6 protein-coding genes are annotated in these 26,564 nt (G+C 71.5%); all 6 read left to right on the top strand.

Annotated elements, in window-relative coordinates; all coding sequences use genetic code 11:
- Nucleotides 1–161 precede the first annotated feature (161 nt).
- The 6 genes from ACFY4A_RS31960 to sbnA all read left to right on the top strand — a co-directional run bounded on the left by ACFY4A_RS31960 (nt 162) and on the right by sbnA (nt 26,563).
- Nucleotides 162–9,380: an amino acid adenylation domain-containing protein gene (locus ACFY4A_RS31960; protein WP_390832812.1), complete on the top strand. Its 9,219-nt coding sequence runs from the start codon at nt 162–164 to the stop codon at nt 9,378–9,380.
- The gene (locus tag ACFY4A_RS31955) at nt 9,377–24,376 is read left to right on the top strand and encodes an amino acid adenylation domain-containing protein (RefSeq protein WP_390832811.1); all 15,000 of its coding nucleotides are present in this window, start codon (nt 9,377–9,379) and stop codon (nt 24,374–24,376) included. Before ACFY4A_RS31960 ends, ACFY4A_RS31955 begins: the two co-directional genes overlap by 4 nt.
- 29 nt (nt 24,377–24,405) lie before the next feature.
- Nucleotides 24,406–24,624, top strand: coding sequence for an MbtH family protein (locus ACFY4A_RS31950; RefSeq protein WP_390832810.1), 219 nt, complete (start codon nt 24,406–24,408; stop codon nt 24,622–24,624).
- 87 nt (nt 24,625–24,711) lie between these two features.
- The gene (locus ACFY4A_RS31945) at nt 24,712–24,969 is read left to right on the top strand and encodes an acyl carrier protein (protein WP_390832809.1); all 258 of its coding nucleotides are present in this window, start codon (nt 24,712–24,714) and stop codon (nt 24,967–24,969) included.
- Between the two features lie 50 nt (nt 24,970–25,019).
- On the top strand, nt 25,020–25,559 hold the full coding sequence (locus tag ACFY4A_RS31940) for a DUF3995 domain-containing protein (protein WP_390832808.1): 540 nt from the start codon (nt 25,020–25,022) through the stop codon (nt 25,557–25,559).
- Nucleotides 25,559–26,563 (top strand): 2,3-diaminopropionate biosynthesis protein SbnA, encoded by a 1,005-nt coding sequence (gene sbnA, locus ACFY4A_RS31935; protein WP_390832807.1) that lies wholly within the window; start codon nt 25,559–25,561, stop codon nt 26,561–26,563. The genes ACFY4A_RS31940 and sbnA overlap by 1 nt, the downstream gene beginning before the upstream one ends.
- The last annotated feature ends 1 nt before the right edge of the window (nt 26,564 follow it).

The raw sequence follows: 26,564 nt of genomic DNA, 5'->3' as shown, positions 1-26,564 counted from the left end.
ATAGCTTGCGGATCAGCATCTCCGAGCGCGAGCCGGTTTCTGCTCCGTCAACCCGCCGGGACTCCAGTTGCCTCCGATCTCCGATTTCCTCGCGCCGGATACTCTTGCGCCGCGCTCGATTCGCCATTGATGCACAATCGAACGACCAGGACGGATGAACCATGACCGGTTATCAGATTGCCAGCCTGCCGCTCACGGCCGCGCAGTCCGGTATCTGGATTTCCCAGCGGCTTCGGCCGACGAATCCGCTCTTCAATATCGCCGAATACATCGACATCCACGGCGAGATCGACCCCGCGCTTTTCGAGAGCGCGCTGCGCCGCACCGTGACCGAGGCGGAGACACTGCGGATCCGGGTCGTGGAGGAGGACGGCAGGGCGGTACAGGTCGTCGAAGAGTGCGCCGACTGGACCTTGTCCTTCGTCGACGTCAGCCACGACGGCGATCCCCGAGCGAGCGCCGAGAGCTGGATGCGCGCCGACATGCGCCGGCCGGTCGACCCCACGACCGGCCCGCTGTTCGCCTTCGCGCTGTTCAAGGCGGCGCAGGACCGGTACTTCTGGTACCAGCGTTACCACCACATCGTCATCGACGGCCTCGGCCTGTCCCTCGTCGGCCGCCGTGTCGCCGAGGTCTACACCGCGCTGGCGGCCGGATTTCCCTGCCCCGCATCGCAGTTCGGCTCCCTGGCCGAACTCCTCGACGACGAGGCGGCGTACCGGGCATCCGACCGGTTCGCCCGCGACAGGGCGCACTGGATGGCACGCTTCGCCGATCAGCCCCCCGCCGCCAGCCTGGCGGAGCGCACGCCGGCCCTCCCCGAACGGCTGCAGCGCCGGACCGCCTTCCTCGACGAGGCGGCGCTGGCCGAGCTGCGCGCCACCGCGCGCGAGGCGGAGGTCGGCTGGCCTGCCGTCCTGGTCGCGGCACTCGCCGTCTACCTGCACCGGATGACCGGCAACCGGCAGGTGGTCCTCGGCCTGCCGGTGATGGCCCGAGCAGTCGGGCGTGCCCGCACCATTCCCGGGATGATGTCAGGCGTCCTGCCCCTCCGGCTGGACCTGAACCCCGGCACCACCGTGGCCGAAGCCGTCCGCCAGGCGTCCGCGGAACTGCGCCGCGCGCTGAAGCACCAGCGCTACCGCACCGAGGACCTGCGCCGGGACCTCGAACTCTCTGGGGACGAACACCGCCTCGTCGGCCCGCACATCAACATCGTCGTGGTCGACTACGACCTGAGCTTCGCCGGCCACCGCGGCACGGTGCACAACCTCGGCGGCGGTCCCGTCGACGATCTGTCGCTCGTCGTGGACGGTCGCGGTATCGGAACCGCCGAGCGCGGACAGCCCGAAAACGGCCAGGGCACGGCCGACGGCCTGCGTATCGACCTGGACGCCAATCCGGAGCTCTACGGCCCAGACGAACTCGCAGGCCACCAGAGGCGCTTCCTCGACCTCGTTGGCCACTTCACCCCCGACGGGCTCGACAAGCCCATCGGCGCACTCGGTCTGCTGACCCCTCAGGAACGCGAACGCATCCTCGTCGAGTGGAACGCCACCGCACAGTCGGCACCGACCGCCTCGCTGCCCGAGCTGTTCGAAAGTCAGGCGGCACGCACTCCGCAGGCCCCGGCGGTCGTCTTCGAGGGCAAGACGCTGACATACGCGGAAGTCAACGCGCACGCCAATCGGCTCGCCCATCTGCTGATCGCACACGGCGCCGGTCCCGAAAGCGTCGTGGCACTGTCGGTACCTCGCTCCGACAACATGATCGTGGCGCTCCTCGCCATCCTGAAGGCCGGCGCCGCCTACCTTCCGGTGGACCCCGGTTACCCGGCCGAGCGGATCGCCTACATGCTCGACGACGCCGGGCCGCAGATGGTGCTCACGGTCACCGGGACGACCGCGACCCGGACCGCGGCCGACGGCAGCGGCCGGACCGCACTGCTCCTCGACACCCCCGAGACAGCCGAACTGCTCGCCGGGCACCCCGACCACAACCCCACCGACGCCGGCCGCGCCGCCCCGCTGCGGCCGCAGCATCCCGCGTATGTGATCTACACCTCGGGCTCCACCGGCCGGCCCAAGGGCGTCGTGGTCTCCCACTCCAGTGCCGTCGACCTCGCGACCTGGGCGGCCACCGACATCGGACCCCGACAGCTCAGCCGCGTCCTCGCATCGACCTCGCTCAACTTCGACGTCTCGGTCTTCGAGATGTTCGGACCACTGTGCTGCGGCGGCAGCATCGAGGTGGTGCGAGACCTGCTCGCCCTCACCGAACGGACCGCGGACGGATGGTCGGGCAGCCTCGTCAGCGCCGTGCCGTCGGCGATCGCTCAGGTCCTCGCGAACGGCGAGGTGAACGCCTGCGCCGAAACCGTTGTCCTGGCTGGCGAGGCCCTGTCCGCCCACGCCGTCACCGCCATCCGCTCCGCCATCCCGGGCTGCCGCATCGCCAACATCTACGGCCCGACCGAGGCCACCGTCTACGCCACCGCCTGGTACAGCGACCGTGAAGTAGACCCCGGCACAAAGGCACCGCCGATCGGCCGTCCCATCTCCAACACCCGGGCGTATGTGCTCGACTCCGGGCTGCAGCCGGTGCCCGTGGGCGTCGCGGGAGAGCTCTACCTCGCCGGCGACGGTCTGGCCCGCGGCTATCTGAGGCGTCCTGGGCTGACGGCGGAGCGGTTTGTGGCGGATCCGTTCGGTGGTGCGGGTGCGCGGATGTATCGCACGGGTGATGTGGTGCGGTGGCGTGCGGACGGGGTGATCGAGTACGTCGGTCGTGCGGATGAGCAGGTGAAGGTCCGGGGTTTCCGGATCGAACTGGGGGAGATCGAGGCGGTTCTGGGGCGTCATCCGCAGGTGCGGCATGCGGCGGTGATCGCCCGGGAGGACCGGGCGGGTGTGAAGCAGCTGGTGGCGTATGTCGTGGCCGACGGTGCGGCGGATATCGCAGAGCTGCGCAAGCACCTGGGTGCGCAGTTGCCGGAGTACATGGTGCCGGCGGCGTTCGTGGTGCTGGAGCGGTTGCCGTTGACGCCGAACGGCAAGCTGGACCGGCGTGCTCTGCCGGCGCCCGATTTCGCATCGGCGGCCACCGGACGAGCCCCCACCACCTGGCGGGAAGAGGCCCTGTGCGCGGTGTTCGCCGATGTGCTGGGGGTCGAGCGGGTCGGCGTGGACGACAGCTTCTTCGACCTGGGCGGGGACAGCATCGTCTCCATCCAGCTCGTCAGCCGGGCCCGTACCGCCGGTCTGATCCTCACCCCACGCGATGTCTTCGAACGCCCCACCGTTGCGGCACTCGCCGCGGTGGCCACGGACGTGGACGACGCATCGGCGCCAGTCCCGGACGACGGCGTCGGTGTGGTGGGGCTGACGCCGATCGTGCACTGGTTGCGGGAGCGTGGCGGGCCGGTCGACGGTTTCCACCAGTCGATGCTGGTGCGCACTCCGGCCGGGCTGACGCTGGAGCGTCTGACGGCGGGGCTGCAGGCGGTGCTCGACCACCATGACGCGTTGCGTCTGACACTGCGACGCGGTGACGGCGCGTGGGAGCTGGAGACGGGGCCGCGCGGCTCGGTCGACGCCGCGGGCGTGGTCCGGCGGGTTGCTGATCCGGATGAGCTGGCCGGTGATCTGCTGCGTGGGTGGCCGTTGCGGCCGGATGCGGGGGAGATGGTCCGGGCGGTGTGGTGGGATGCCGGGCCGGGTGTGCCTGGCCGGTTGCTGCTGGTGCTGCATCACCTGGTGGTGGACGGGGTGTCGTGGCGGATTCTGCTGCCGGATCTGGCCGCGGCGGTCGAGGGCCGGGAGTTGGAGCCGGTCGGTATGTCGCTGCGGGGCTGGGCCGAACACCTCTCCGCGCTCGCCCAGGACCCAGCCCGTCTTCAGGAACTTCCGTTGTGGACGAAGGTGTTGGAGAGGCCTGATCCGCAGGTCGGGACGCGGGCGCTGGATCCGGTGCGGGACACGGTGGCCACGGTCCGGCATCTGCGGCTGACGCTGTCGCCGGAGCGCACCGAGCCGTTGCTGACGCGGGTGCCCGCCGTCTTCCACGGTGGTGTGAACGACGTTCTGCTGACCGCTCTGGCGCTGGCGGTGGCGGACTGGCGGCGCCGTAAGGGCCACTGCGATGCGGCTGGTGTGCTGGTCGATCTGGAGGGTCATGGCCGTCAGGACATCGTCGAGGGTGCCGACCTGTCCCGCACGGTGGGCTGGTTCACCAGCCTGTATCCGGTGCGTTTGGAGCCCGGTCCCCTGGACTGGGCTGATGTGTGGGCCGGCGGGGCCGAGGCCGGGCAGGCTCTGAAGCGGGTCAAGGAGCAGTTGCGTGCCCTGCCCGACAGCGGGATCGGCTACGGCCTGCTGCGCCACCTCAACCCCGACACCGCGCCCCGGCTGGCGGCGCTGCCGTCCCCGCAGATCGGGTTCAACTACCTCGGCCGCCTCACCTCTGGCACCGACACCGACTGGGCACCGCAGAGCGCCTCCGGCGGCGGGGACGAGGACATGCCGCTCGTCCACGCCATCGACGTCGACGCGCTGACCCTGGACTCCCACGACGGCGCGCACCTGCACGCGACCTGGAGCTGGCCGGACGGGCTGCTCACCGAGGACGACGTGCGGGACCTCGCCGAGACCTGGTTCCGCGCCCTGGACGCCCTCGCCGCCCACGCCGAACGCCAAGGAGCCGGCGGACACACCCCCTCCGACTTCGCCCTGGTCTCCCTCACCCAGGACGAGATCGACGCCCTGGAGGGGTCCTGCCCTCAGCTCGCCGACGTTCTGCCGCTCGCGCCGATGCAGGAAGGCCTACTGTTCCACGCCCTGTTCGACCAGGACGCCGCGGACGTCTACACCGTGCAGCTCTTCCTCGGTATGGACGGCGCGCTCGACATACGGGCGCTGCGCACCGCGGCCCAGGCCCTACTGCGCAGGCACCCGAACCTCCGCTCCGGCTTCCGGCACGAGCAGGTCACCACCCCCGTTCAGGTCGTCCACCACGAGGTGGAGCTGCCCTGGGAGACCCATGACCTGCGCAGACTCGACCCCGACGAGCAGAGCGCGGAACTCGCCCGCATCGCGGCGGACGAACGCGGACGCCGATTCGACCTGGCGACACCGCCCCTGCTGCGCTTCCTCCTCGTACGGCTCGCGGACAATCACTGCCGACTGATCCTGACGTGCCATCACATCCTGCTCGACGGCTGGTCGATGCCCCTGCTCGCACAGGAGCTGTTCACGCTCTACGCACACGGTGGCGACGACACCGGACTGCCCCAGGCCACCCCCTACCGCGACTACCTGTCGTGGCTCGTAGCCCAGGACCGGCAGGTGGCCGAACAAGCGTGGCGGCAGGCGCTCGCGGGCATCGAGGAGCCCACCCTGCTCGCTCCGACAAGCGCCGGCACTGCCGCCCTCCCTCCAGAACGCGTCACCCTGGAGCTGTCATCGGAGCTGACCACCGCGCTCACCGAGCGGGGACGTCGGCTCGGACTGACCATGAACACGCTGGTCCAGGGCGCCTGGGCGGTGCTGCTCAGCCGGCTCACCGGAGACCAGGACGTCGTCTTCGGCGCCACCGTCTCCGGACGGCCGGGTGAGATAGCCGGCGTCGAGTCCATGGTCGGCCTGTTCATCAACACACTGCCGGTGCGCGTGGCACTGCGGCCGGAGGAGAGCTGGGCACAGCTGCTGAGCCGCCTCCAGGAACAGCAGTCGGCGCTGATGGAACACCAATACATCGGGTTGCACGACACCCAGCGCCTGGCCGGTGTCGGGGAGCTGTTCGACACACTCACCGTCTTCGAGAACTACCCCCTGGATCCGGCACTGCTGGACGTCGCGGGCACCGGGGTCCGGGTCACCGAGGCCGACGCGCAAGACGCCACGCACTACCCGCTCACCCTCGTCGCGGTACCAGGCCCCCGGCTCGGTCTGCGCCTCGGCTACCGGCCCGAGCTCTTCACCTCCGACATCGTCCAGTCCATCGGCACACGCCTGCACCGTCTGCTGGAATCCATCGCCACGGAGCCCGAGCAACCGGTCGCGGACGTCGACGTCCTGGACGCCGCCGAACGCGAGCGGACCCTGATCACCTGGAACGCCACCGATCAGGACGTCCCGGCCGTCACCCTCACCGAACTCATCGAGGCCCAGGCGGCCCGCACCCCGCAGGTCCCCGCGGTGGTCTTCGAGGGCGAGACACTGACGTACGCGGAGCTCAATGCACGCGCCAACCGCCTGGCTCGGCTGCTGGCCGAACGCGGAGCGGGCCCGGAGGGCTTCGTCGCCCTCGCCGTTCCCCGGTCCCTCGACCTCATCATCGCCCTGCTGGCCGTACTGAAGTCGGGTGCCGCATACATACCCGTCGACCCCGACTACCCCGCCGAGCGCATCCGGTACATCCTGTCCAACACCGGTCCCGCGATGCTGCTCACCACCACGGACGTCGTGCCCGCGCTGCCGGCCGACGACTCCACACCGCGCCTGCTGCTGGACACCGAGGACACCCGGGCGGCGCTGAGGCGTCACGCCGCCCACGACCTCACCGACGCCGACCGGCCGGCCCCGCTGACCGTCCTCAACACCGCCTACGTCATCTACACCTCGGGTTCCACGGGCAAGCCGAAGGGCGTGCTGGTCCCGCACCAGGGAATCGTCAACCGGCTGCTGTGGATGCAGGCACGGTACGGGCTCGACGCCTCCGACCGGGTGCTGCAGAAGACCCCGTCCGGCTTCGACGTGTCGGTGTGGGAGTTCTTCTGGCCGCTCATCGTGGGTGCCCGGCTCGTGGTCGCACGGCCCGAAGGCCACAAGGACCCGGCCTACCTCGCCCGGCTCATCCGCGACGAGGGCGTCACCACGATGCACTTCGTCCCGTCCATGCTCCAGGTCTTCCTCACCGAGCCCACCGCCGCACTGTGCACCGGCCTGCGCCGCGTCATCTGCAGCGGCGAGGCCCTGCCCGGGGAACTGCGTGCACAGTTCTACGAGACGCTCGACGTACCGCTGCACAACCTGTACGGGCCCACCGAGGCGGCCGTGGACGTCACCTCGTGGGAATGCTCGGCCCAGGACCCCGACGGGCCGGTGCCGATCGGCGCTCCCGTGTGGAACACCCAGGTGTATGTGCTGGACGCACGGCTGCGGCCGGTGCCCGTCGGAGTGGCCGGTGAGCTCTACCTGGCCGGTGTCCAGCTCGCTCGTGGGTATGTGCGTCGGTCGGGGTTGACGGCGGAGCGGTTTGTGGCGGATCCGTTCGGTGATGCGGGCAGCCGGATGTATCGCACGGGTGATGTGGTGCGGTGGCGTGCGGACGGGGTGATCGAGTACGTCGGTCGTGCGGATGAGCAGGTGAAGGTCCGGGGTTTCCGGATTGAACTGGGGGAGATCGAGGCGGTTCTGGGGCGTCATCCGCAGGTGCGGCATGCGGCGGTGATCGCTCGGGAGGACCGGGCGGGTGTGAAGCAGCTGGTGGCGTATCTCGTGGCGGATGGTGTGCCGGATGCCGGTCAGTTGCGTGAGTTCGTGGGCGCGGAGTTGCCGGAGTACATGGTGCCGGTGGCGTTCGTGGTGCTGGAGCGGTTGCCGTTGACGCCGAACGGCAAGCTGGACCGGCGTGCTCTGCCGGCGCCTGATTTCGGGGCGGCGGTCACGGGGCGGGCTCCTTCCACGGCTCGGGAGGAGGCGCTGTGTGCGGTGTTCGCGGATGTGCTCGGGGTGGAGCGGGTCGGTGTGGACGACAGCTTCTTCGACCTGGGCGGGGACAGCATCGTCTCGATCCAGCTCGTCAGCCGCGCCCGTAGCGCAGGGCTGGTCTTCACCCCACGCGACGTCTTCCAGCACCGCACGGTGGCCGCACTCGCCGCGATGGCCGGTGAAGCCCGGGCGACAGCTGTGGAACCACCCGACCACGGCATCGGTGTGGTGCCGTTGACGCCGATCGTGCACTGGTTGCGGGAGCGTGGCGGTCCCATCGACGGTTTCCATCAGTCGATGGTGGTGCGGACGCCGGCGGGACTGACGCTGGAGCGTCTGACAGCGGGCCTGCAGAGGGTGCTTGATCATCACGATGCCTTGCGCTCCACCCTCCGGCGTGACGGCGGTGCGTGGGAGTTGGAGACATTGCCCCGGGGCGCGGTGGATGGGGCGGACGTGATCAGGCGGGTGACGGATCCGGATCGTCTGGTCGTTGACCCTGATTGGTCGTTGCGGCCGGATGCGGGGGAGATGGTCCGGGCGGTGTGGTGGGATGCCGGGCCGGGTGTGCCTGGCCGGTTGCTGCTGGTCCTGCATCACCTGGTGGTGGACGGGGTGTCGTGGCGGATTCTGCTGCCGGATCTGGCCGCGGCGGTCGAGGGCCGGGAGTTGGAGCCGGTCGGTACGTCGCTGCGGGGCTGGGCCGAACACCTCACCGCGCTTGCTCAGGACCCGGCCTGGGCGGCGGAACTCCCTCTGTGGACTGAAGTGCTGGAGGGCCCTGATCCGTTGATCGGGGCGCGGGCGCTGGATCCGGCACGGGACACGGTGGCCACGGTGCGGCATCTGCGGTTGACGTTGTCGCCGGAGCGGACCGAGCCGTTGCTGACGCGCGTGCCAGCCGTCTTCCACGGTGGTGTCAACGACGTCCTGCTGACGGGCCTGGCCCTGGCGGTGGCGGACTGGCGGCGCCGCAAGCGCCAGGCGGATGCGGTGGCCGGTGTGCTGGTCGACCTGGAGGGTCATGGTCGCGAGGACGTCGTTGAGGGCGCCGACCTGTCCCGCACGGTGGGCTGGTTCACCAGCCTGTATCCGGTGCGGCTGGAGCCCGGTGTCGTGGACTGGACCGATGTCTGGGCCGGGGGAGTGGAGGCGGGGCAGGCGCTGAAGCGGGTCAAGGAGCAGTTGCGTGCCCTGTCGGACAACGGGATCGGTTACGGTCTGCTGCGTCATCTGAATCCCGGGACCTCGGCCCGGCTGGCGACGCTGCCGTCCCCGCAGATCGGGTTCAACTACCTCGGCCGCCTCACCTCCGGCACCGACATCGACTGGGCAGCGGCGCCGGAAGCCGATGGGCTGGGCGGCGGAGCCGATGACGCGATGCCGCTGCCGCACGCGCTCGAGATCAACGCGCTGACCGAGGACGGGCCGGACGGCTCACGGCTCGGCGCCGTATGGAGCTGGCCGGACGGGCTGCTCACCGAAGACGACGTGCGGGACCTCGCCGAGACCTGGTTCCGCGCTCTGGACGCCCTCGCCGCCCACGCCGAACGGCCGGGAGCCGGCGGACACACCCCCTCCGATCTCACCCTGGTCTCCCTCACCCAGGACGAGATCGACGCATTCGAAGACGTGCTTGACCTTGGAACCGAGTGGGAGATGCAGAAGTGAGCCAGCAGTCAAGGGTCGAAGACATACTTCCTCTGTCGCCCCTGCAGGAAGGGCTTCTCTTCCACGCGGTGTACGACGTCGAGGCAACCGATGTGTACACCATGCAGTTCACCTTCGACCTCGTCGGCCCGGTGGACGTGAACGCGCTGCGGACCGCCGCGGCTGCCTTGTTGCTCCGCCATGCGAACCTGCGCGCCGGATTCCGCAGGCGCAAGACCGGTGAGGCCGTCCAGATCATCCATCGCGAGGTGGAACTGCCCTGGGACCAGCGGGATGTGAGCCACCTCGACGAGGAGGCGCAGGCGGCCGAGATCGCCCGGATCCTCGCGGAGGAGAAGTCCCGCAGGTTCGACCTCGCGACGCCGCCGCTGGTGCGCTTCGTGGCCGTACGGCAGGCGGCCGAGCGGTACCGGCTCATCCTGACCAACCACCACATCCTGCTCGACGGCTGGTCGATGCCTCTGCTCGCCCGAGAGCTGTTCACGCTCTACGCACGCGGCGGCGACGACTCCGGGCTGCCGCGCGTCACCCCCTACCGCGACTATCTGGCCTGGCTCGCCGGACGCAACCGGGACGCGGCCCAGGAGGCGTGGAAGCTGGCACTGGACGGCGTGGACGGGCCCACGCTGATCGCACCCGACGCGGGGCAGGAGCGCGACGCGGTGCAGCCGCAGCGGGTGATGACGGAGCTGTCCACCGAACTGACCGCCGCACTGGGGGCGTTCGTACGCGGGCGGGGGCTCACGACGAACACGCTGGTCCAGGGAGCGTGGGCGATACTGCTCAGTCGGCTCACCGGCCGCAGCGACGTCGTCTTCGGCAGCACGGTCTCCGGCCGTCCGCCGGAGATCCCCGGTGTGGAATCGATGGTGGGTCTGTTCATCAACACGCTGCCGGTCCGGATCGTACTGCGGCCGCAGGAAACCCTGGCGCAGCTGCTTGCCCGGGTCCAGGACCAGCAGTCGGCGCTGATGGAACATCAGCATCTGGGGCTGCACGAGGTGCAGCGGCTGGCCAGCACCGGTGAGCTGTTCGACACCCTGACCGTCTTCGAGAACTACCCCCTGGATCCCGCCGGCGTGGATCTGCCCGGCACCGGGCTGCGCATCGAGGGCGTCGACGTCGACGACGCGACGCACTACCCGCTCACCCTGGCGGTGATCCCGGGCGATCGGCTCACCCTGCGGCTGGACCACCGCCCCGACCTGGTGGACCACGACACCGTTCAGGAGCTGGCCTCCCGCCTGGTGCGCCTGCTGGAGGCGGTCCTCGCCGACCCGGACCAGCCGGTGGCGGCGGTCGACATCCTGGAGCCGTCCGAGCGCGCGCGCCTGCTCGTCGAGTGGAACGCCACGTCCCGCGACGTCCCCCGGGCCGGGCTCGGTGAACTGTTCGAGGCCCAGGCCGAGGCCACCCCCGCCAACGACGCCGTGGTCTTCGACGGCGGCGCACTGACCTACGTGGAGGTCAATGCCCGCGCCAACCGGCTCGCACGGCTGCTGATCCAGCGGGGTGTCGGCCCGGAGAGCATCGTCGCCCTCGCTCTGCCCCGGTCCGTGGGCATGGTGGTGGCACAGCTCGCGGTACTCAAGGCGGGGGCCGCGTACCTTCCGGTCGACCCCGACTACCCGGCCGAGCGTATCCGGTTCATGCTTCAGGACGCCCGTCCCCGGCTCGTCGTCACGGGCGGCGGCACCGCCCTCACGGCCGAAGGGGGGCGGCTCGACCTCGACGACCCCGAACTGCCCGCCATCCTGGCCGCGTTCGACACCGCCAACCCTGTCGATGCGGACCGTACGGCACCGCTGCGGCTGGACCACCCGGCGTATGTGATCTACACCTCCGGTTCGACCGGCACCCCCAAGGGTGTCGTGGTGCCCCATACCGGGCTGGCCGCCTTCGCCGCCGCGGCCGTGGAGAACTTCGCCGTCGACGCCCGGGCACGCGTCCTGCAGTTCGCCTCGCCCAGCTTCGACGCCGCCGTCCTGGAACTGTGCATGGCTCTGACCTGCGGGGCCGCGCTCGTCGTTCCGCCGCCCGGGCCGCTGGCGGGGGAGACCCTTGCCGAGGTGCTGGCCGGGCAGCGGATCAGCCACGCTCTCATCCCGCCGGCCGCCCTGGCCTCCGTACCGGCCCAGACGCCGCTGCCCGACTTCCGCTCCCTGATCGTCGGCGGTGACGCCTGCTCCGCGGAGCTGGTGGCACGCTGGTCGTCCGGCCGCCGGATGGTCAACGCCTACGGCCCGACCGAGTCGACCATCGCCGCGACCATGAGCGGCCCGTTGAGCGGGCAGGACACGCCGCCGATCGGCAGACCGGTCGTCAACACCCGGGTGTATGTGCTCGACGCCGGGCTGCGGCCCGTCCCCGTCGGTGTGGCGGGAGAGCTCTATCTCGCGGGCGACGGACTGGCCCGCGGCTATCTGCGCCGCCCCGGGCTGACGGCGGAGCGGTTCGTTGCCGACCCCTTCGGCGCCCCGGGCACTCGGATGTACCGCACGGGCGATGTCGTGCGCTGGCGGGCCGACGGCACCCTGGATTACCTCGGGCGCGCCGACGAACAGGTGAAGATCCGGGGCTTCCGTATTGAGCCGGGCGAGATCGAGACCGTACTCGCCCGCCATCCGCGCATCCGGCAGGTCGCCGTGATCGCCCGCGAGGAGCGGCCTGGCGTCCGCCGGCTGGTGGCCTACGTGGTGGGCGAGGCCGAACCGGCCGAACTGCGCGAGCACGCGGCCGGTGTCCTGCCCGGCCACATGGTCCCTTCGGCGTTCGTTCGCCTCGACGCGCTGCCGCTGACCCCCCACGGCAAGTTGGACCGCAAGGCGCTGCCCGCCCCGGAGTACGGCCCGGTGGCCGCCGGGCGGGTCCCCGCCACGCCGCAGGAAGAGGACCTGTGCGCGGTGTTCGCCGATGTGCTGGGGGTGGAACGGGTCGGCGTCGACGACGACTTCTTCGATCTGGGCGGCGACAGCATCGTCTCCCTCCAGCTTGTCGGCCGCGCCCGTGCCGCCGGACTGGTCTTCACCCCGCGCGATGTGTTCCGGCTGCGGACCGTGGCCGCGCTCGCCGCCATGGCCACCCCGCAGGAGCAGACGACGGCGACCGGCGAACCGGACGACTCCGGTATCGGCGCGGTGCCGCTCACCCCGATCGTGCACTGGCTGCGCGAGCGCGGCGGGCCCGTCGACAGCTTCCACCAGTCGATGCTGGTCCGCACTCCGGCCGGGCTCGACCAGGCGCGGCTGACCGCGGCGCTGCAGGCCGTGCTCGACCATCACGACGCCCTGCGGCTGCGGCTGACCCGGACCGGCGGCATCGTCTGGAGCCTGGAGGTGGCAGGGCGCGGGGCGGTCGACGCCGCCGGCTGCCTGACTCGCGTGGACGCGGCCGGACTGGGAGGCGAATCGCTGCGCACGGTGGTCGCCGGACACCAGGGCGTCGCACAGGCCCGGCTCTCGCCCGAGAAGGGCGCCATGGTGCAGGCCGTGTGGTTCGACGCCGGGCCGAAGGAGCGCGGCAGGCTGCTGCTCGTCCTGCACCACCTGGTCGTCGACGGTGTGTCCTGGCGCATCCTGCTGCCCGACCTCGCCGCCGCCTGCGAGACCGTCAGGGCGGGCGGCACCCCGCGCCTGGCGCCGGTGGGCACCTCGCTGCGGCGCTGGGCCGAGCAGCTCACCACGCTCGCCCAGCACCCGGCCCGGCTGGACGAACTGCCGCTGTGGACGGGCGTGCTCGACGCCCCGGACCCGCTGCTGGGCAGCCGTGCCCTGGACCCCGCACGGGACACCGTGGCCACCGTCCGCCATGTCAGCCTCACCCTGCCGCCCGAACGCACCGAGCCGCTGCTGACGCGCGTGCCCGCCGCCTTCCACGGCGGAGTCAACGACGTCCTGCTGACCGGCTTGGCGCTTGCCGTCGCGGACTGGCGCCGACGCAGGAACGAGGACGCGGCGGCCCCGCTCCTGGTCGACCTCGAAGGCCACGGCCGCGAGGACATCGCCGACGGCGTCGACCTCTCCCGCACCGTCGGCTGGTTCACCGACCTGCATCCGGTGCGGCTTGACGCGGGCGTGACGGACTGGGCCGAGCTGTGGGCCGGCGGCCCGCAGGCCGGAGCGGCCCTCAAGCGCGTCAAGGAACAGCTGCGCGCCCTGCCCGACAACGGCATGGGCTACGGGCTGCTGCGCCACCTCAACCCGCAGACCGGCCCCACGCTCGCCCGACTGCGCACCCCGCAGATCGGCTTCAACTACCTGGGACGCTTCCCCGCCGCCTCCGCCGCGGACCAGGCCGCCGACTGGACCCCGGCCCCGGAGGCGGACGGCCTCGGCGGCGGTGTCGACCCGGCCATGCCCATCCCACACGCCCTGGAGATCAACGCGCTCACCCAGGACCACCCCGACGGGCCGCGACTGACCACGACCCTCTCCTGGCCCGGCGACCTGCTGGACGAGGACGACGCCCGCGACCTGGCCGACACCTGGAGCCGTGCACTGGACGTCCTCGCGGCGCACGGGGAGGGGGCGGAGGCCGGCGGGCACACCCCGTCCGACCTGCCCCTGGTCTCCCTCAGCCAGCAGGAGATCGACACCGTCGAGCGGGCCCGTCCCGGGGTCGCCGATCTGCTGCCGCTGTCCTCCCTGCAGGAGGGGCTCCTCTTCCACGCCCTCTACGACGAGCAGGCGCGTGACGTCTACACCGTGCAGTTGCTGCTCGACGTAACGGGGCCGCTGGACAGGCAGGCGCTGCGGCGCGCGGCCCAGGCCCTGCTGGACCGCCACGCCAATCTGCGCGCCGGTTTCTGGCACGAAGGACTGCGCACGGCGGTGCAGTTCGTGCCCCGCCCGGACCTGGTCGAGCTGCCCTGGTACGAGCACGACCTGTCCGAAGTCCCGGCCGGACGGCAGGACGCCGACATCGAGCGGCTGCTCGCCGAGGACCGGTCCCGCCGCTTCGACCTGACCGCGCCGCCGCTGCTGCGCATCACCGTGATCCGGCTCGGCGCCGACCGCTGGCGGCTGGTGCTCACCAACCACCACATCCTGCTGGACGGCTGGTCCACGCCGCTGCTGGCCCAGGAGCTGTTCACGCTCTACGCGTCGGGCGGAAACGACGCCGCACTGCCCCGTGTCACCCCCTACCGCGACTACCTGGCCTGGCTGTCGGAACAGGACCGCAGCGTCGCCGAGAAGGTGTGGAAGCAGGCCCTGGAAGGCGCAGAGCCCACCCTGCTCGCGCCCGTGGACGCCGGCCGTGAGGCGGCGATACCGGAGAAGGTCACGGTCAAGCTGTCCGCGGATCTGACCGCCGCCCTCACCGAGCGGGGACGGGGCCTCGGGCTGACCACGAACACGCTCGTGCAGGGCGCCTGGGCGGTGCTGCTGGGCCGGCTCACCGGACGCAGCGACGTCGTCTTCGGCGCCACCGTCTCCGGACGCCCGCCCCAGATCGCCGGCATCGAGACGATGGTGGGCCTGTTCATCAACACCCTGCCGGTCCGGATCGCGCTGCGGCCCGACGAACCGCTGTCCGCGCTGCTCGCCCGGATACAGGAGCAGCAGTCGCTGCTGTCCGACCACCAGTACCTCGGCCTTACCGACATCCAGGCCATCGCCGGCACCGGCGAACTCTTCGACACGCTTACCGTGTTCGAGAACTACCCCCTCGACCCGGCCGCCCTGGAGCTGCCCGGCACCGGCCTCACCGTCCTCGGAATCGACGGCCGGGACGCCACCCACTACCCGCTGACCCTGGTCGCCCTGCCCGGACTGCCCGGCCAGGGACTCGAACTGCGCCTGAACCACCGTGCGGACGTGCTCGATCCGGTGGCCGTGCGGGAGATGGCGGACCGGCTGCTGCGGCTGCTGGAACTGATCGCCACGGACTCGGACCGGCTCGTCGGGCGGATCGATGTGCTGGGCGGCGACGAGCGCGTCCGGCTGGTGGCGCAGGGCACCGGGGATGCCCGGCCCCGGCCCGCCGCCAACGGATCCGTCCAGCGCCGGTTCGCCGAGCAGGCGGCCCGCACGCCCGACGCCGTCGCGCTGAGCACCGACGACGGCCGGGAACTGACGTACCGGGAACTCGACGCCCGCGCCAACCGGCTGGCGCACCGGCTGATCGCCCTCGGGGTCGGCCGCGAGAGCCCGGTGGCCGTGATGCAGCAGCGATCCGTCGAGTTGGTGGTATCCATCCTCGCCGTGCTGAAGGCCGGCGGCGCCTACGTCCCCCTGGACGCCCGCTATCCGCAGGCCCGGCTGCAGCTCATCGTCGAACAGACCGCCGCCGCCGTACTGCTCACCGACCGAGCCCTGAGCGAGGAGGCCCGCGCCTTCCCGCACCAGGCCCGGCTGCTGGTCGTCGACGACGCCACCCTCGACGGCGAGCCGGACACCGACCCCGGCATCGACGGATACCCCGAGCAGCTGGCCTACGTCATGTACACCTCGGGGTCGACCGGCACCCCCAAGGGCGTCGCCGTCACCCACCACGACGTGCTCAGCCTCGCCTTCGACGGCGCCTGGGACAGCGGCAACCACACCCGGGTGCTGCTGCACTCGCCGCAGGCCTTCGACGCCTCCACCTACGAACTGTGGGTGCCGCTGCTGCGCGGCGGCCACATCGTGGTGGCGCCGCCTGCCGAACTCGACGTCCGCGACCTCGCGCACGTCATCGTGGAGCGCCGGGTCACCGGGCTGTGGCTGACCGCCGGCCTCTTCCGGCTCCTGGCCGAGGAGCGGCCCGAGTGCTTCGCCGGCGTGAGCGAGGTGTGGTCCGGCGGCGACATCGTCCCCGCGGCCATGGTGCGCAAGGTCCTGGACACCTGTCCCGGCCTGGTCGTCGGCGACGGCTACGGCCCGACCGAGACCACCACGTTCGCCGCCTACCACCGGATGCGCGCCGCGGACACCGTCCCCGACACTGTGCCGATCGGCGGGCCGCTGGACCACATGCGGCTCTACGTCCTCGACGACAACCTGACGCTCACCCCGCCCGGAGTGGCCGGCGAACTGTACATCGCGGGCGCCGGTCTCGCCCGCGGCTACCTGAGCCGGCCCGGGCTGACCGCGGAGCGCTTCGTCGCCGACCCCTTCGGGCCCGCCGGGGCGCGGATGTACCGCAGCGGCGACCTGGCGCGCTGGACGCCCGAAGGCGTGCTGGAATTCGTGGGACGCGCCGACGAACAGGTCAAGGTGCGCGGGTTCCGCATAGAACTCGGCGAGATCGAGGCCGTCCTGGCCCGCTTCCCGGAGCTGGCGCAGGTCGCCGTCGTCGTCCGAGAGGACCAGCCCGGCGACAAGCGCCTGGTCGCCTACGTGGTGCCGGCCGGCGCGAGCGCCGCACCGGACCTGTCGGACCTGCGCGACCACGCCTCGGCCGCGCTGCCCGCCTACATGGTCCCCGCCGCCTTCGTCGTCCTGGACACCCTGCCGGTTACCACCAACGGCAAGCTCGACCGCAGGGCCCTGCCCGCGCCCGACTACGGCGCCGCCTCCACCCGCCGGGCACCGCGCACCCCCGAGGAGCGCACCCTCTGCACGATCTTCGCCGAGGTCCTGGGCCTGGCCGAGGTCGGCATCGACGACAGCTTCTTCGACCTCGGCGGCCACTCCCTGCTGGCCACCCGCCTGGTCAGCCGGGTGCGCTCGGCGTTCGGCGTGGAGCTGGCGGTGCGCAGCCTGTTCGAGCAGCCCACCCCCGCCCGGCTCATGGAGGCCATCGCCCAGGCCTCCCGGGCCCGCGCCGCACTGCGGCCCGCCGAGCGCCCCGAGCTCATCCCCATGTCGTACGGCCAGCAGCGGCTGTGGTTCCTCAACCGGCTGGAAGGCGCCGCGTCCCCGTACAAGATTCCGATCGCGCTGCGGCTGCGCGGAGACCTCGACCGTGAGGCCCTGCAGGCCGCGCTGGGTGACATCGTGGAGCGGCACGAGGCCCTGCGGACCGTCTTCCGGGAGACCGGCGGCACCCCCTACCAGGTGGTGCTCGACGCCGAAACCGCCACCCCGGTGCTCACCACGCGGACCGTCACCGAGGAGGAGTTGCCCGAGGCGCTGCTCGGCGCGGTGGCGCCTGGCTTCGACCTCGCCGTCGACCCGTCCCTGCGGGCCACTCTGTACGAACTCGGCCCCGACACCCACGTCCTGCTGCTGGTCCTGCACCACATCGCCGGCGACGGCTGGTCGATGAGCCCCCTGGCCCGCGACTTCTCCCTGGCCTACAACGCCCGGATGAAGGGCGAGGCGCACGGGCAGGACCCGCTGCCCGTCCAGTACGCCGACTACAGCATCTGGCAGCGCGAGGTCATGGGCCGCGAGGACGACCCGGACAGCACCGTCTCCCGGCAGCTGGACTTCTGGAAGCGCGCCCTCGCCGGGATCCCCGACGAACTCGAGCTGCCTGCCGACCGGTCGCGGCCCGCCGTCGCCACCTACCAGGGCGGCACCCTGATGTTCCGGCTCGAGGAAGAGCTGCACGACGGCCTGCTCGGACTGGTACGCGACAACGAGGTCAGCCTGTTCATGGTGGTGCAGGCGGGGCTCGCCGCGCTGCTGACCCGGCTCGGCGCGGGCACCGACATCCCGCTGGGCAGCCCCATCGCCGGCCGCACCGACGAAGCCCTCGACGAACTGGTCGGCTTCTTCGTCAACACCCTGGTACTGCGCACCGACACCTCCAACAACCCCACCTTCCGCGAACTGCTCGCCCGCGTCCGCGACACCGACCTGGCCGCCTACGCCCACCAGGACATCCCCTTCGAACGGCTGGTGGAGGTCCTCAACCCCACCCGCTCGATGGCGCGCAACCCGCTGTTCCAGGTCATGCTGGTGCTCCAGAACAACGTGCAGGCCGATCTGCGGCTGCCCGGGCTGGACGTCACCGTGGAGACGGCCGGCGCCCACGCCGCCCAGTTCGACCTCTCCTTCGACCTCACCGAGCGCTACACCGAGGAGGGCGCGCCCCAGGGCCTGGACGGGCGGTTCGACTACAGCACCGACCTGTTCGACCCCGGCACGGCCGAGCGGCTGCTGGGCTGCTTCGTCCAGTTCCTCCGGGCCGCCGTCGCCGAGCCCGACCTCCCAGTATCCGACCTGGACATCATCGACCCCGCGGAGCGACGGCAACTGCTCCTGGACTGGAACCGCACCGACCGGGACACCGAGACAACCGGAGTCGTGGAACGCGTCCGGGAGATCGCCGCCCGGACCCCGCACGCCACCGCCCTCACCGACGACGACCAAAGCGTCGACTACGCCACCCTGGCGGGCCGTGCGAGCGCGCTCTCCCGCAGGCTGCTGGCGAGCGGCGCGGACGCCGGCTCCATCGTCGCGATCCTCTCCGACCGCACCGTCCGGGTGCCCGTCGCGGTCCTCGCCGTCCTCGGCATCGGCGCCGCCTACGTGCCGCTCGACCCGCGTGCCCCGCACCGGCGCAGCGCCGGAATGCTGGCCGACAGCGGTGCCCGCCTGCTGCTCGCGGCGCCCGAGCACCTCGATGCGGCCCGGGAACTGGCGGCGGCCGCCGCGAACCCCGTCGAGGTGCTGGCACTGGACGACGCGACCGACGACGTCGACCAGCTGATGCCCCTCGTCGGGGGCCCCGGCCACCTCGCCTACGTGATCTTCACCTCCGGCTCCACCGGCCGCCCCAAGGGCGCGATGGTGCACCACCGCGGCATGGTCAACCACCTCCTGGCCAAGATCGAGGACCTGGAGCTGACAGACGCCGACAGCGTCGTGGCCAACGCCCCGCTGACGTTCGACATCTCCGTGTGGCAGATGCTGGCCGGACTGGTCGCCGGCGGCCGGGTACGCCTGGTCGGCGAGGACACCGCCCTGGACCCGCAGGCCCTGTTCGGCCGGGTCGCCGACGAGCGCATCACCGTCCTGGAGGTCGTCCCCTCCCTGCTGCGCACCGCACTGGACGCCTGGGGGTCGGGCGCCGAACCCGTCGAACTGCCCGCGCTGCGGTGGCTGATGGTGACCGGCGAGGCCCTTCCGCCGGACCTGTGCGGCCGCTGGCTCGCCCGCTACCCGCACATTCCGCTGGTCAACGCCTACGGTCCGACCGAGTGCTCCGACGATGTCACCCACGCCGTCATCGACGCCGCCACCCCGCTCGGCGACGTGCGGGTGCCGATCGGCGCCGCGATCCGCAACACCCGCCTGTACGTCCTGGACAACCGGCTCCAGCCGGTCCCGGTCGGTGTCCCTGGTGAGCTGTACGTCGGTGGCACCGGCGTCGGATACGGCTATGTCGGCGACCCACGGCGCACCGCGGTCACCTTCGTGTCCGACCCGTTCGCCGACGAGCCCGGTCGCCGGCTCTACCGCACCGGCGACCGGGTGCGCCGACTGCCCGACGGACAGCTGGAGTTCCTCGGCCGGCTCGACCACCAGGTCAAGATCCGCGGGCAGCGCATCGAACTCGGTGAGGTGGAGGCCGCGCTGCGCGCCGTCCCAGCCGTGACCGACGCGGTGGTCACCGTCGGCACCGACCCCGCCGGACAGAGTCGGCTCGTCGGCCACATCGTCGGCGCGGTCGACCCCCGCCAGGTGCGCACCGAACTCGCCGGGGCGCTACCGGAGGCGATGGTGCCCGCGGCCCTCATGGTCCTGGACGCACTGCCGCTGACCCCCAACGGCAAGGTGGATCGCAAGGCCCTGCCGGCCCCGGACTTCGGGGCCTTGGCCACCGGCTCGCGACGGGCCCCGCGCACACCGCAGGAAGAGCTGCTGTGCGAGGTGTTCGCCGAAGTGCTGGGCCTGCCCCGAGTGGGTCCCGACGACGACTTCTTCGACCTCGGCGGCCACTCCCTGCTCGCCACCCGCCTGGTGAACCGGATCCGGGCAGTCTTCGGGGTCGAACTCCAGGTCAGGTCCTTGTTCGAAACACCCACCGTGGCCGGGCTCGCCGCCTCGCTCAGCGTGGGCACCGGCGGCCGGGCCCCGCTGATCCCGGTCGAGCGGACGGGACGGATCCCCCTGTCGTACGCCCAGCGCCGGCTGTGGTTCCTCAACCGCTTCGACGGAGACAGCGGCGCCTACAACGTGCCGCTGGCCCTGCGTCTGGCCGGCGACCTCGACCGCGAGGCGCTGCGCGCGGCCCTCGGCGACGTGGTGGCCCGGCACGAGACCCTGCGCACCGTCTTTCCCGAGGCCACCGGTTCCGACGCGGAGAGCGGCGCACACCAGGCGATCATGGACGCCGAGACCGCGCGGCTCGCGCTGCCGGTCACCGACACCGACGAGACGTCTCTGCCCGGACTGCTGGCCGCGGAGGCCGCCGCCGGATTCGACCTCACTCGCGAGCCCCCCTTGCGTGCAAGGCTGTTCTCGCTTGCCGCAGACGAGCATGTGCTGCTGCTGGTGATGCACCACATCGCCAGCGACGGTGCCTCGGCGGCCCCGCTGGCCCGCGACCTGGCCTCCGCCTACGAGGCTCGGCGGGCCGGCGAGGCGCCGCGGTGGACACCGCTGCGGGTGACCTACGCCGACTACAGCGTCTGGCAGCGCCAGGTCCTCGGCGACGAGAGCGACCCGGACAGCCCGATCTCCCGGCAGCTCGACTTCTGGCGCAGCCATCTGGCCGGACTGCCGGAGGAGTTGGAGCTGCCCACCGACCGCCCCCGCCCCGCGGTCGCCACCGGGGCGGGCGGCACCATCCCCGTCGTCATCGGCCCGGAGCTGCACCAGCGCCTGACCGAACTCGCCCGCGACAACCGGGTCAGCCTGTTCATGGTGGTGCAGGCGGGGCTCGCGGCGCTGCTGACCCGGCTCGGCGCGGGCACCGACATCCCGCTGGGCAGCCCCATCGCCGGCCGCACCGACGAAGCCCTCGACGATCTCGTCGGCTTCTTCGTCAACACCCTGGTACTGCGCACCGACACCTCCAACAACCCCACCTTCCGCGAACTGCTCGCCCGCGTCCGCGACACCGACCTGGCCGCCTACGCCCACCAGGACATGCCGTTCGAGCGGCTGGTGGAGGTCCTCAACCCCACCCGCTCCCTGTCCCGGCACCCGCTCTTCCAGATCGCCCTGGCCTTCCAGAACCCCACCGAGGTCGGCCAGGAGGTCACCGGACTGACCGTGACCGGCGAACCGCTCGGCAACGGCGGCGCCAAGTTCGACCTCTCGGTCAGCCTCAGCGACCGGCGGGACGACAGCGGCGGCTGCCAGGGCATCGAAGGCCAGGTCGTCTACAGCGCCGACCTGTTCGACGCGGACACCGTCACCGCCCTCGTCGCCCGGCTGGTGAGGCTGCTGGAGGGGGCCGTCGCCGCCCCGGACCAGCCGATCGGCCGCATCGGGCTGCTCGATGCCGCCGAGCGCGAGCGCATGGTGGTCACCTGGAACGACACCGCCACCGACGTTCCCCGGGTGACACAGCCGGAGCTGTTCCAGGCGCAGGTGGTCCGCACCCCCGACGCGCCCGCCGTGGTCTTCCGCGGCGAGGAGCTGACGTACGCGCAGCTCAACGCCCGCGCCAACCGGCTGGCACGCTTCCTCATCGACCGCGGAGTGGGCCCGGAGCGGTTCGTCGCCGTCGCCCTGCCCAGGTCGGCGCGGCTGGTGGTGGCGCTGCTCGCCGTCCTCAAGGCCGGCGGCGCCTACGTGCCGGTCGACCCGGCGTACCCGGCCGAGCGGATCGCGTTCATGCTCTCCGACACCGACCCGGCGCTGCTGCTCACCGACACGGCCACCGCAGCCGCACTGCCGCAGGGCACCGAGTCCGTCGAGCGCGTCCTGCTCGACGACGTGGCCACCGACGAACGGATCGCCGCCTTCGACGCCACCGACCCCGACGACGGCGACCGGACGGCACCGCTGCGACCGGCCAACCCGGCCTACGTCATCTACACCTCCGGCTCGACCGGGCGGCCCAAGGGCGTCGTGATCCAGCACACCTCGCTCACCGACTACCTCGTCTTCGCCGCAGGCGACTACGACGGGGTGCGCGGCACGGCGCTGCTGCACTCGTCGATCTCCTTCGACCTGTCGGTGACCGCGACTCATGTGCCGCTGACCGTGGGCGGCACTGTCCACGTCGTCGGCGACCTGCAGGACCCGGATCCGCAGACGGCCGAGGCGCTGCGCCGCCGCCCCTGCACCTTCCTCAAGGCCACGCCCAGCCACCTGCCGGTCCTGCACACCCTGCCCGAGGAGTACGCGCCCACCACCGAACTGCTGCTCGGCGGGGAGCTGCTGCTGGGCGAGCGGGTCGACGCCTGGCGCAAGGACCACCCCGGTACCACCGTCCTGAACATGTACGGACCCACCGAGACGACCGTCAACTGCAGCCAGTACCGCATCGAGGCCGGCACACCGATCCCGCCGGGCCCGCTGCCCATCGGCGGCCCGATGCCCAACACCCGCTTCCACGTGCTCGACGACCACCTCGAACTGGTCCCGCCGGGAGCGGCCGGAGAGCTGTACGTCGCCGGTGACTGCCTGGCCCGCGGCTATCTGGGCCGCCCCGACATGACGGCCGCCCGCTTCGTACCCGACCCCTTCGGCGCCCCCGGCTCCCGGATGTACCGCACCGGCGACGTGGTGCGCTGGAACCCCGACGGCACCCTGTCCTTCCTGCGGCGCGTGGACGACCAGGTCAAGCTGCGCGGCTTCCGGATCGAACTCGGCGAGGTCGAGGCCGTCCTCGACCGCCACCCGGCCGTCGCCCGCTCCGCCGTGATCGTCCGCGAGGACCGCCCCGGCGACCAGCGGCTGGTCGCCTACGTGGTGCCCGCACCCGGCGCCGACCTCCCGGCCGGCCCCGCACTGCGCCGCCACGCCGCCGCGGACCTTCCCGAGTACATGGTCCCGAACGCGTTCGTGGAACTGCATGCGCTGCCGCTGACGCCCAACCGCAAACTGGACCGCCGGGCCCTGCCCGCCCCCGAGTCCTCGGCGGTGAGCGGTGGCCGGGTACCCCGCACCCGCCAGGAGCGGCTGCTCACCGAGCTGTTCGCCGAAGTCCTCGGGCTGGACCGGGTGAGCATCGACGACGGCTTCTTCGACCTCGGCGGCCACTCCCTGCTGGCCACCCGGCTCATCGGCCGGGTGCGCGCCACCTTCGGCGCGGACATCGCCATCCGCACCCTCTTCGAGGCCCCCACCGTGGCGGAGCTCGCCGAACGGCTCGGTACCGAGGACGGCGACGGCCCGGGCGCTTTCGACCTGCTGCTGCCGCTGCGCCGCCGGGGCAGCCGGCCGCCGCTGTTCTGTGTCCACCCGGCCAGCGGCTTCAGCTGGTCCTATGCCGGGCTGATGCGCCATCTCGGCCCCGACTTCCCGATCTACGGCCTGCAGTCGCGGGGCATCGCCGAACCCTGCGAACTGCCCACCGGCGTCGCGGAGATCGCCGCCGACTACCTGAAGCAGGTGCGCAGCGTCCAGCCCACCGGCCCCTACCTGCTGCTCGGCTGGTCCTTCGGCGGCCTGGTCGCCCACGCCATGGCCGAACAGCTCCAGCGCGCCGGAGAGAAGGTCGCCCTGCTGGCCATGCTCGACTCCTTCCCGCGGCTGACCGCGAGCCACGGTGGCACCGGGCGGCCGGGGGAGGAGCCCACGCAGGACGCGGTACTGTCCCTGCAGGAGTTCCTCGCCGGGATGCTGGACCTCGCCGGCTACGACCGCGACAGCCGGGACGGGGAACCGCTCCAGTACGCCCGGGTCACCGAGATCCTCCGCGGCCAGGGCGGCGTGCTCGGCAGCCTCGAGGAGCGGCACGTGGCCGCCCTGTACGAGGTCTTCGAGAACAACTCCCGCCTCGCACGCGGCCACGTACCCGGCACCTACCTCGGTGACGTGCTCTTCTTCGAGGCCACGCTCGGCAAGCCCGCGGACGCGCCGGGCCCGGACATCTGGGCGCCCTTCCTCGAGGGATCCATCGACAGCCACGCCGTGCGCTCCACGCACGACGACATGACCCAGACGGAGCCGCTCGCCGAGATCGGCAGGATTCTCGCCGCCCGGCTCCGCGACCTCACCTGAGACACCACCGCACAGAGAGACAGGACGAGATGAGCAACCCGTTCGACGACGCCGACGCCACCTTCCTGGTGCTGGTCAACGACGAGGGCCAGCACTCCCTGTGGCCGGTCTTCGCCGAGGTACCGGCCGGCTGGACCACCGTCCACGGCCCCGACGGCCGCCAGGCGTGCCTGGACCACATCAACGAGAACTGGACCGACATGCGCCCCAAGAGCCTTGTCGACGCCATGGACCAGGCCGCCTCCTGACGGCCGGCCCGCAGACCCCGCCCCCCACACCGCACCACCCACCGAAGAACACACCGCACCAGCGGAACACATCTGAAGGAGTCCACCGTGTCCAACGCCCGTGACCAGCACCTGGACGAGCTGCGCGAGATCGTCGCCGAGGTGCTCGAGGTCGAGCCGGAGGAGATCACCGAGACCGGTTCGTTCGTGGACGAGTACGAGGCGGACTCGCTGCGCGCGATCGAGATCCTCGCCAGGATCGAGAAGAAGTACAAGATCGACATCCCGCAGTCGGAGCTGCCCGAGATGGGCAACCTCAAGGCCGTCTACGACGTGGTGGCCAAGCAGGCCGGCTGGCAGGACTGACCCGCCTCCGCCAGGCGACGACGTCACGAGGAGAGAGACGGACGACGGACATGCATGCTGCAGAAGCTCGGGAAACCGATCGGGACACCGGCAAACAGCACAAGGCCTGGGCCGGCCACGCCGCCGCGGTGCTGGCCATCGTCTTCGGCCTGTTCAGTTTCTACTGGGCGGCCGGAGGCACCTTCGCCATCGACACCCTCGGCGGCGCCATCCAGCGGATGGCCCAGCGCCGGGACCCCGGATTCATCGCCGTCGTCTGGATCACCGGCGCACTCAAGATCGCGGGCGGTCTCTTCTCGCTGTCCCTCGTCCGGCCGTGGGGCCGCGTCGTCCCCCGCCCCCTGATGCTGACGGCGGGCTGGGGCGGCGCGGCACTGCTGACCCTCTACGGGGCTCTGCAGGTCGGCAGCCTGCTCCTGGTGGCGCTCGGCGTGCTCACCCCCTCCGACCCCGTCGAATGGAAGCCACTGCTGTGGCGTCTGTTCGTGTGGGACATGTCGTTCCTGGTGTGGGGAATCCTGCTCTTCCTCGCCACCCGGACCTACGTGATCAACCATCCGCGGCGCCCAGAAAGGCGCGTAGGACATTGATGTACGACACCGCGCAGGACCTGGTCTTCGACCGCGTCTTCCTGCGGCTCGACGGACTCGTCCCCGATATCCGGCTGCTGCTCAAGATGGAGGGATTCAATCCGGCCGGCTCGATCAAACTGAAGACCGCCATCGGCCTCATCGAGGACGCCGAGCGGTGGAACCTCCTCCGCCCGGGCGGCCACATCATCGAGTCATCCTCGGGAAACCTGGGCGTGGCGCTCAGCTCCGTGTGCGCCGCCAGGGGATACCACTTCACCTGCGTCACCGACCCGAACACCTCCCCCCAGAACGCCGCCATGATCCGGGCATTCGGCGCGCAGGTGGTGGTCGTCGACACCAAGGACGCCAACGGCGGATACCTGCAGTCGAGGATCGACTACATCCACCACCGGCTCCAGCAGGACACCTCCCTGTTCTGGCCCAACCAGTACGCCAACGAGGCCAACCCACGCATCCACCGGGAACGCACCGCCGTGGCCATCCTCGAGGAGGTCCCCGAGGTCGACCACCTGTTCATCGGCGCCGGCACCACCGGCACCCTGATGGGCTGCGCGGCCTACTTCCGCGACCGCTCCCCGCGCACCCGGATCGTCGCCGTGGACACCGCCGGTTCCGTCACCTTCGGCTTCCCGCCCGGAAAACGGCACCTGCCAGGCCTCGGCACCAGCCGCAGGCCCGAGCTGTGCGACCCCGAACTCGTCGACGACATCGTCATCGTCCCCGAGGCTGACGCGGTCCGCACGTGCCGCGCCATCGCCCGGAGCCAGGGCATCGCCGTGGGCGGCTCCACCGGCTCCGTCCTCGCGGCCGTGGCACGCAAGGGACCCGCACTGCCGCCCGGATCCACCGTGGTGGCCATCTCACCGGACACCGGGGACCGCTACCTCAACACCGTCTACAACGACGCCTGGGTCGCCGAACACTTCGGACACCAGGCGCTGACCCCGCCGGAGGCCGGAGACCACCCGGACGCCGACGGCTCACTGCTTCTGAAAGGCTGAC

Origin of the sequence: Streptomyces sp. NPDC001292 (genome assembly GCF_042896465.1) — a bacterium.
GTDB lineage: Bacteria > Actinomycetota > Actinomycetes > Streptomycetales > Streptomycetaceae > Streptomyces.
The sequence above is the reverse complement of the archived record's forward strand: the minus strand, read 5'-3'. Positions and strand labels throughout refer to the sequence as shown.

Excerpts from the sequence above, each read along its gene's own strand:
- ACFY4A_RS31960 (WP_390832812.1), top strand. The coding sequence starts at position 162 with ATGACCGGTTATCAGATTGCCAGCCTGCCGCTCACGGCCGCGCAGTCC.
- ACFY4A_RS31950 (WP_390832810.1), top strand. The coding sequence starts at position 24,406 with ATGAGCAACCCGTTCGACGACGCCGACGCCACCTTCCTGGTGCTGGTC.
- ACFY4A_RS31940 (WP_390832808.1), top strand. The coding sequence starts at position 25,020 with ATGCATGCTGCAGAAGCTCGGGAAACCGATCGGGACACCGGCAAACAG.
- sbnA (WP_390832807.1), top strand. The coding sequence starts at position 25,559 with ATGTACGACACCGCGCAGGACCTGGTCTTCGACCGCGTCTTCCTGCGG.